This window comes from Skermanella sp. (assembly GCF_059503625.1).
In genome coordinates, this window is record NZ_JCACHA010000845.1 from 1 (window position 1) to 8483 (window position 8483).

Below are 8483 nucleotides of genomic sequence, written 5' to 3' on the forward strand. Positions count from 1 at the left end.
ACGGTGGAGGATTGTGCCGACATCAGCCGCGCCGTTTCGGCTCTGCTGGATGTCGAGGACCCGATTTCTTCCGCCTATACGCTGGAAATCAGCTCGCCGGGGATCGACCGGCCGTTGACCCGGCTGAAGGATTTCGAACGGTTCGCCGGCTTCGAGGCGCGCATCGAGACGCGCTTCCCGCTCGACGGCCGCAAAAGGTTTCGCGGTATCCTGAAGGGTGTCGAAAACGGGGCGGTGCGGATCGATACCGACACCGGCCCGGCTTCTATCCCCTTCGACGCTGTGCAGCGCGCCAAGCTGCTCCTGACCGACGAGCTGATCGCCGCTACGGCAGCGCAGCAGTAGCCGGCTCTTCGCCTCACGTCTCGATGTCTAGAACCTAAACGAACGCCAGGGACTTCTGGAATGGAACTGCTACAAGTAGCCGATGCGGTCGCCCGCGAAAAGAACATCGACCGGGACGAAGTCCTGGAAGCGATGGAGCAGGCGATTCAGAAGGCTGGCCGCTCCAAGTACGGGCATGAGCACGACATCCGGGCGCGCATCGACCGCAAGACCGGCGACATCCACCTGATGCGCTATCTTGAAGTGGTCGAAACCGTCGAGAACGAGGTGACTCAGCTCACCCTGCGCGAGGCGCAGCGGATGAAGAAGGACGCGGCCCTGGGCGAGTTCCTGACGGACGAACTGCCGCCGATCGATTTCGGCCGGATCGCCGCCCAGACCGCCAAGCAGGTCATCGTCCAGAAGGTCCGCGAAGCCGAGCGGCAGCGCCAGTTCAAGGAATACAAGGACCGCATCGGCGAAGTCGTCAACGGTCTGGTCAAGCGCGTGGAATACGGCAACGTCACGGTCGATCTGGGCCGCGCCGAAGCGATCCTGCGCCGCGACGAGCTTCTGCCGCGCGAGCACTTCAAGAACGGCGACCGCGTACGGGCGTACATCTACGACGTACGGGCGGAAGCCCGCGGTCCGCAGATCTTCCTGTCGCGCACCCATCCCACGTTCATGGCGAAGCTGTTCTCCCAGGAAGTGCCCGAGATCTACGACGGCATCATCGAGATCAAGTCTGTCGCCCGCGACCCCGGCTCCCGCGCGAAGATCGCGGTGCTGAGCCACGACAGCTCGATCGATCCGGTCGGCGCCTGCGTCGGCATGCGCGGCAGCCGCGTCCAGGCCGTCGTCGGCGAGCTTCAGGGCGAAAAGATCGACATCATTCCATGGTCCCAGGACCCGGCGACCTTCGTGGTGAACGCCCTGGCTCCGGCCGAGGTCGCCAAGGTCGTGATGGACGAAGAGAGCAAGCGCATTGAAGTCGTGGTTCCCGATGACCAATTGAGTCTGGCGATCGGCCGCCGCGGCCAGAACGTCCGGCTCGCCAGCCAGCTCACCGGCTGGGACATCGACATCATGACCGAGAACGAAGAGTCCGAGCGCCGGTCCGAGGAATTCAAGACCCGGTCGCAGCTCTTCATCGACGCTCTCGACGTCGACGACGTGATTGCCCACCTGCTGGTGGCCGAAGGTTTCTCGTCGGTCGAGGAAATCGCCTTCGCCGAGATCCATGAACTGGCCGAGATCGAGGGCTTCGACGAAGACGTCGCCGAAGAGCTTCGCGACCGTGCCCGGCTGTTCCTGGACCAGCAGAACAGCGAGCTGACGGAACGCCGTCAGGCTCTTGGGGTCTCGGAAGAGATCGCCGGGATCGAGGGTTTCTCCCCGGTCATGCTGGTCAAGCTGGGGGAGAACGGCGTCAAGACGCTGGACGACCTTGCCGATCTGGCCGGTGACGAGCTTCGCGAGATCCTCGGCAAGGATGCGATGAGCCTCGACGAGGCCAACGAAATAATCATGGCCGCCCGTGCCCACTGGTTCACCGAGGAAGGCGCCACGACAAGCGCCGATACCGGACAGGACAAGTAGGCGTCACCGGACGGACCATACCAGACACCAACCGAGACACACCTCGGCCCGAACGACTTAGCCTCCAACCAAGGATCGACCCAGCAAGGGATGATATCGCTGAACACCCATATACCTCCGCCACCGGAACCATTCGCCTTCTGCCAAGACCCCGATCCCGGCACCACCGGTCTCGAGGCCCTGGAGGAAGAGGCGATCGGCGGCCGCCGCAGCCCGATGAGACGCTGCATCGTCACCGGAACGGTCGCGGACCGTTCCGGCATGATCCGTTTCGCCATTTCGCCGGAAGGCTTCGTGGTGCCGGATCTGGAAGGCGGCCTGCCCGGACGGGGACTTTGGGTCACCGCGGATCGGAACGTCCTGATCAAGGCGTTCAAGAAGAGCGCCTTTGGCAAAGCGGCACGCCGCTCGGTCAAGGTCGATCGGAACCTCCCCGATCTGGTGGAAGCGCTTCTGAAGCGCCGGTGCCTGGACACGATCGGTCTGGCGCGACGCGCCGGCATCGCCGTGGCTGGGTTCGAAAAGGTCCGCGAGGCTTTGAAGCACGGCAAGGCGGGCGTCCTGCTCGCGGCATCCGACGGTGCCGACGATGGACGCGCGAAGGTCAGGGCGCTGGCGGGCGAAGCTCCGGTGATCGACTTGTTCGACACCGGGGATTTGGGACACGCCTTCGGCCGCGACCATGCGGTGCATGCGATGCTGGCGCCGGGCCGGTTGGCCAAGCGCTTTCTGGAGGATTGCCGGCGGTATGCGGGTCTTCGCCAGAGTATCTCGGGTGATGGAAATTGCGGTCCGGCATCGGCCGGCCGGGCAACAGATTTAACGACGAGCTAGTCGGACACAGATGACTGACAGTAACGACCAGGACCGCAAGAAAGTTCTGAGCCTCTCCGGTAAGGGTAAGCTCGAACTGAAGAACAAACCCGCTGCCGACAGCTCCGTCCGGCAGAGCTTTTCCCATGGCCGGTCGAAGACCGTGACCGTCGAGGTCAAGCGCAAGCGGACCATCGAGAAGGGCGCCGCACCCGGTGTCGCCGACGGCGGCGCCGCCGCGCGTCGTGCCGCCGAGGGCCTGCCCACGAAGGGGTCGGGCGGCGGACGCGGCCAGCGCGGACAGCCCGCGGTGCGCCAGCTCACCAAGGAAGAGCGCGAGTCTCGCCTCAAGGCTCTTCAGGACGCCATCCGTTCCGACGAGGAACGGCGTCAGATGGAAGCCGAGCTGGCCCAGGCCGTCGTGATCGAGGAGGAGCCGCCGGCCGTCGAGGACGCGGAAGCTCCCGAGCAGGAACTCACCGCCGAAGCGCTGCGCCAGCGCGAGGTGGAAGAGCTGAAGCGCATTCAGGACGAAGAGCGCGCCATTGCCGAAGAGGCGGAGCGCAAGCGTCAGGAAGAAGAAGCCAAGCGCAAGGAAGCCGAGGCCGCCCGGCGTCCGGCCGCACCGGCGGGCCGCGGCCCGGCACGGGCGGACGGCGACGCTCCGGCCTCGCGGTCCGGCGACGACGACCGCCGCAGGGGCCCCGCCCCGGCGCGCGCTCCCGCCGCAGCCGATGCCGTCGCCGGCAGGCCGGTTCCGGCGGCTCCTGTCCACGAGGAAGAGGACGACCGGGGCCGCCGCAAGGTCGCTCCCGGCGGCCCCGGCGCTCCCAAGGCTCCGGCCAAGGCTCCGGCCGCCCCCAAGGGCAAGGCCGGCGACCGCCGCCGCGGCAGCGGCAAGATGACGGTCACCCAGGCGCTGAGCGGCGACGAGTCCGAACGGACCCGCAGCATGGCGGCGTTGCGGAGAGCGCGTGAGCGCGAGAAGCAGCGCCTCAACATGCGCCAGGAGACTCAGAAGATCACCCGCGACGTGGTGGTCCCCGAAGTCATCACGGTGCAGGAACTGGCCAACCGCATGGCCGAGCGCGGCGCCGACGTGATCAAGTCGCTGATGCGCATGGGCGTGATGGCGACGATCAACCAGACCATCGACGCCGATACGGCGGAGCTGGTCGTGGCCGAGTTCGGCCACCGGATGCGCCGCGTTTCGGAATCGGACGTCGAAGTCGGCCTGAAGGGCGACGAGGACATCGAGGAGAACCTGATCTCACGGGCTCCCGTCGTCACCGTCATGGGCCACGTCGACCACGGCAAGACCTCGCTGCTCGACGCGCTACGGTCGACCGACGTCGCCTCCCGCGAGGCTGGCGGCATCACCCAGCACATCGGCGCCTATCAGGTCGTGCTCGGCTCCGGCGGCAAGATCACCTTCATCGACACGCCCGGCCACGCCGCCTTCACCGAGATGCGGGCGCGCGGCGCCAACGTCACGGACGTCGTGGTGCTGGTGGTGGCGGCCGACGACGGCATCATGCCGCAGACGGTCGAAGCCATCCATCACGCCAAGGCGGCGCAGGTTCCGATCATCGTCGCGATCAACAAGTGCGACCTTCCCGACGCCAACCCGGACCGGGTCCGTCAGGAACTGCTCCAGCACGAACTGGTCGTCGAAGAGATGGGCGGCGACGTCCTGGCGGTCGAAGTCTCGGCCAAGACCCGCATGGGCCTTGACAAGATCGAGGAAGCCATCCTCCTCCAAGCCGAAATCCTGGAGCTGAAGGCCAACCCGAACCGCATCGCCGAAGGCGTCGTGATCGAGGCGAAGCTGGAGCGCGGCCGTGGTTCGGTCGCCACCGTGCTGGTCCAGCGCGGCACCCTGCGGGTCGGCGACATCTTCGTCGCCGGCGCCGAGTGGGGCCGTGTCCGTGCCTTGGTCAACGACCGCGGCGCCAGCACCGACAGCGCCGGTCCCGCCATGCCGATCGAGGTCCTTGGCCTCAACGGCACGCCGATGGCCGGTGACGAGTTCGCCGTGGTCGAGACCGAGGCCCGTGCCCGCGAGATCACCGAGTTCCGTCAGCGCAAGAAGCGCGAAGCGGCGTCGGCTGCCGGATCGCGCGGCACCCTGGAGCAGATGTTCACCCGCATCCAGGCCGGCGAAGCCAAGGAACTGCCGATCGTCATCAAGGGCGACGTGCAGGGTTCGATCGAGGCGATCAGCGGCGCTTTGGAGCGTCTGACCAGCACCAACACGGAAGTGAAGGTGCGGGTGCTCCACAGCTCGGTCGGCGCCATCAACGAATCCGACGTGACCCTGGCGAACGCGTCCAAGGCCATGATCTTCGGCTTCAACGTCCGTGCGAACCCCCAGGCCCGCGAGATGGCCAAGCGCGACGGCATCGAGATCCGCTACTACTCGGTCATCTACGATGTCATCGACGACGTGAAGGCGGCCCTCACCGGCATGCTGTCGCCGATCCTGCGCGAACGCTTCCTGGGCAACGCCCAGATCCGCGAAGTCTTCAACATCACCAAGGTCGGCAAGGTCGCCGGCTGCATGATCACCGAAGGCATCGTGAAGCGTGGCGCCGGCGTCCGTCTGCTGCGCGACAACGTGGTCATCCACACCGGCACGCTGAAGACCCTGAAGCGCTTCAAGGACGAAGTCCGCGAAGTGCGCGAGGGTTACGAATGCGGCATGGCGTTCGAGAACTACGAGAACGTCCAGGCCGGTGACGTGATCGAAGCCTACGAGATCGAAGAAGTAGCGCGCCAGCTCTGACAGGAGCTGTCGCCGAAGACCTCGCGGGGTATCGGGACTTCATAGCCCGATACCCGTGCGAGGATTTTCCGGTCCTCCTCCACTCTCCTGATGCCGGGACGCTGCCGAATCAGGATGACAGGCGTCGGAAACCAGCACCAATCCGCCTTGCTACTGCGAAATGGGCCGTTCAAGCCCGCTGACGGTTCATCAGAAAGCCCCGTCGGTATCGATCGGCATCCCTTTGCCGTCGGTGAAAAAGGAAACGAATTCATGAGCAACAAACGCTCAGCCCGCGGCCCGTCGCAACGGCAACTGCGTGTCGGCGAGGAACTGCGCCACGCGCTGGCCGAAGTCCTGCGCCGGGGCGACTTCCGCGATCCCGAACTGCAAAACCTCAACGTCACCGTGACGGAAGTCCGGATCAGCCCGGACCTGCGCAACGCCACCGCCTTCATCACGCCGCTCGGCGGCGGGCAGGTCGGCGAGACCGTGGCCGCCATGCGCCGCGCCGCCGCCTTCTTCCGCGCCCAGATCGCCCGCGCGATCAAGCTGCGCTACGTGCCGACGCTGTCGTTCGAGGCGGACACCTCCTTCGAATACGCCGACCACATCAACCGCCTGCTGCACGATCCGGAAGTCGCCCGCGACCTCGCCACCAGCGACGACGAGAACGACGAGGACGAGGATGACGGCGACGTCACCGATACCCACAACGGCACCCATACCGGGATGAACGGCGACGGACCGGGCCACGACGAGGCCGAGTACGAAGAGGAAGACGACCTCGACGACGAAGAAGACGAAGACGAGGACGGTCCCGAGTACGAGGAAGAAGACGAGGACGACCTCGACGAGGATGACGAGGACGAGGAAGAGACGGAGTACGAAGAGGACGAGCCGAACGACGGCGACAAGCCGGCTCCCCTGAAGTCCTCGGGTCTGAAATCCTCGAACGGCCGAGGCCGCCGTGGCGCGTAAGCGCAAGGGAGTCCCTATCCACGGCTGGCTGGTCATCGACAAGCCGCCCGGAATGACGTCCACCCAGGTCATGGCGCGGGTCCGCCGCCTGCTCAACGCCGAGAAGGCGGGGCATGGCGGCACGCTCGACCCGATCGCGACCGGCGTCCTCCCCATCGCCTTCGGCGAGGCGACCAAGACGGTCGCCTACGCCATGGACGGCACCAAGACCTACCGCTTCCGCCTCCGCTGGGGTGAGCAGACCACCACCGACGATCTCGAAGGCAGCGTCATCGCGACCAGCGACAGGCGCCCGACCGAGGACGAGATCGAGGTGGCGCTCGAGGCTTTCCAGGGCGAAATCTCCCAGGTGCCGCCGCAGTTCTCCGCCATCAAGGTCGATGGCGAGCGCGCCTACGACCTCGCCCGCGCGGGCGAGACGGTGGAGCTGGCATCCCGCATCGTCCGCATCGACGGTTTCCACCTGATCGGCCTTCCCGACGCCGATCACGCGGATTTCGAGGTGGAATGCGGCAAAGGGACCTATATGCGCTCGCTGGCGCGCGATCTTGCCCTCGCTTTGGGCACGGTCGGCCACATAACGCGGCTCCGGCGGCTGAATGTGGGTTCTTTTACGCTTGAAAAGGCGATTTCCCTGGACGATCTGGCGGCGCTGGAGCAAGGTGCCGCCGTCGAAAGACTTCTGCTTCCGATCGAGACGGCGCTGGACGACATCCCGGCGTTCGCCCTGACGGAAGCTGAAGCGCACCGACTGAGACTGGGTCAAACGGTGGCACTGTTGCGCCGGCAGGATCGCGAAAGGCTGGAAAGCCTGGACTACGATCCGTCGGGCGATGGCGCTGTCGTTTTAGCCGTTTCCGGCGGCAAGCCGGTGGCGCTGGCCAAGGTCGAGGGCGGAGAGATCCGGCCGGTGCGTGTACTGAACCTTTGAATCAACTCGACTATTGAACGGAGATCCCGATGTCGATTACTGCCGAACGCAAGCAGGAAGTCATCCAGGAATACAAGACGGGCGAGAGCGATACCGGTTCGCCGGAAGTCCAGGTCGCTATCCTGTCGGAGCGTATCCGCAACCTGACCGAACACCTCCAGACCCACAAGAAGGACTTCCACAGCCGTCGTGGTCTCCTGGTCATGGTCGGTCAGCGCCGCAGCCTGCTCGACTACCTGAAGCGCAAGAACGTCGGCCGCTACGAGCAGCTGATCCAGCGTCTCGGCCTGCGCCGCTAAGGCACAGGCATTTCCGCACGCCGCCATCGGACATTTCCGTTTGCCGAAACCAGCCCGGACCGCCGAGCCGACCAGACTTCGCATCATGACGAAGTGGCCGACGGGTTGTGGCGTGCGTCTGTTCTTGATCCGCCGCGAAGCTTTCTTCGCGGCGGATAAGAAACTTACGGCTGCATTTCATTGATGAGCTATCGTATGCCGGTGAGGAAGCATCCTTGACCGGCCTTTAGCCTGTTCTGCTGCTGGCCTGTTTACATGCGGGGTCGTGAACGACTGGAGGCCCCGGCTCGAACCATCCAATCCGGGATGTTTCGGGTGTCGGATGGAAGGAAGAAACAATGTTCAACGTCTTCAGAAAAGAAATCGATTGGGGCGGAAGAAAGCTGGTCCTTGAGACCGGCAAGGTCGCCCGTCAGGCCGATGGCGCCGTCATGGCGACGTACGGCGAGACCACGGTGCTCTGCACCGTCGTGGGTGCCAAGACCGCGAAGCCCGGTCAGGATTTCTTCCCGCTGACGGTCAATTACCAGGAGAAGGCGTTCGCCGCCGGTAAGATCCCAGGCGGCTTCTTCAAGCGCGAAGGCCGCCCGTCCGAGAAGGAGACGCTGGTCAGCCGCCTGATCGACCGGCCGATCCGCCCGCTGTTCGTCGACGGCTTCCGCAACGAGACGCAGGTCATCTGCACCGTGCTGAGCCACGACATGGAGAACGATCCCGACATCGTTGCCTTGGTCGGCACCTCGGCCGCCCTGACGATTTCCGGCCTGCCCTT

General features: G+C 65.3%; 6 protein-coding genes and 2 pseudogenes. All 8 read left to right on the forward strand.

All coding sequences use genetic code 11. The features are described 5' to 3' along the window. On the forward strand, positions 1–345 hold a 345-nt coding region (rimP, locus tag AC5JJ6_RS30530), incomplete at its 5' end, for a ribosome maturation factor RimP (RefSeq protein ID WP_496045665.1). A 60-nt stretch (positions 346–405) separates the two neighbouring features. Continuing rightward, positions 406–1923: a transcription termination factor NusA gene (gene nusA / locus AC5JJ6_RS30535; RefSeq protein WP_496045666.1), complete on the forward strand. Its 1518-nt coding sequence runs from the start codon at positions 406–408 to the stop codon at positions 1921–1923. Between the two features lie 90 nt (positions 1924–2013). Then, positions 2014–2757: an RNA-binding protein gene (locus AC5JJ6_RS30540; protein WP_496045667.1), complete on the forward strand. Its 744-nt coding sequence runs from the start codon at positions 2014–2016 to the stop codon at positions 2755–2757. 10 nt (positions 2758–2767) lie between these two features. Then, positions 2768–5521 (forward strand): translation initiation factor IF-2, encoded by a 2754-nt coding sequence (gene infB, locus AC5JJ6_RS30545; RefSeq protein WP_496045668.1) that lies wholly within the window; start codon positions 2768–2770, stop codon positions 5519–5521. A 252-nt stretch (positions 5522–5773) separates the two neighbouring features. Beyond that, positions 5774–6253, forward strand: a pseudogene (gene rbfA, locus AC5JJ6_RS30550) (30S ribosome-binding factor RbfA); the annotation flags it as partial. 217 nt (positions 6254–6470) lie between these two features. Further along, positions 6471–7412, forward strand: a complete 942-nt coding sequence (gene truB / locus AC5JJ6_RS30555) for a tRNA pseudouridine(55) synthase TruB (protein WP_496045669.1) — start codon at positions 6471–6473, stop codon at positions 7410–7412. A gap of 29 nt (positions 7413–7441) precedes the next feature. Further along, on the forward strand, positions 7442–7711 hold the full coding sequence (rpsO, locus tag AC5JJ6_RS30560) for a 30S ribosomal protein S15 (protein WP_044428460.1): 270 nt from the start codon (positions 7442–7444) through the stop codon (positions 7709–7711). A 338-nt stretch (positions 7712–8049) separates the two neighbouring features. Beyond that, a pseudogene (locus tag AC5JJ6_RS30565) lies at positions 8050–8483 on the forward strand (polyribonucleotide nucleotidyltransferase); the annotation flags it as partial.

What these genes read in the sequence shown, in the direction of transcription:
- AC5JJ6_RS30540 (WP_496045667.1), top strand. Translation starts at nt 2,014, where the DNA reads ATGATATCGCTGAACACCCATATACCTCCGCCACCGGAACCATTCGCC.
- infB (WP_496045668.1), top strand. Translation starts at nt 2,768, where the DNA reads ATGACTGACAGTAACGACCAGGACCGCAAGAAAGTTCTGAGCCTCTCC.
- nusA (WP_496045666.1), top strand. Translation starts at nt 406, where the DNA reads ATGGAACTGCTACAAGTAGCCGATGCGGTCGCCCGCGAAAAGAACATC.
- rpsO (WP_044428460.1), top strand. Translation starts at nt 7,442, where the DNA reads ATGTCGATTACTGCCGAACGCAAGCAGGAAGTCATCCAGGAATACAAG.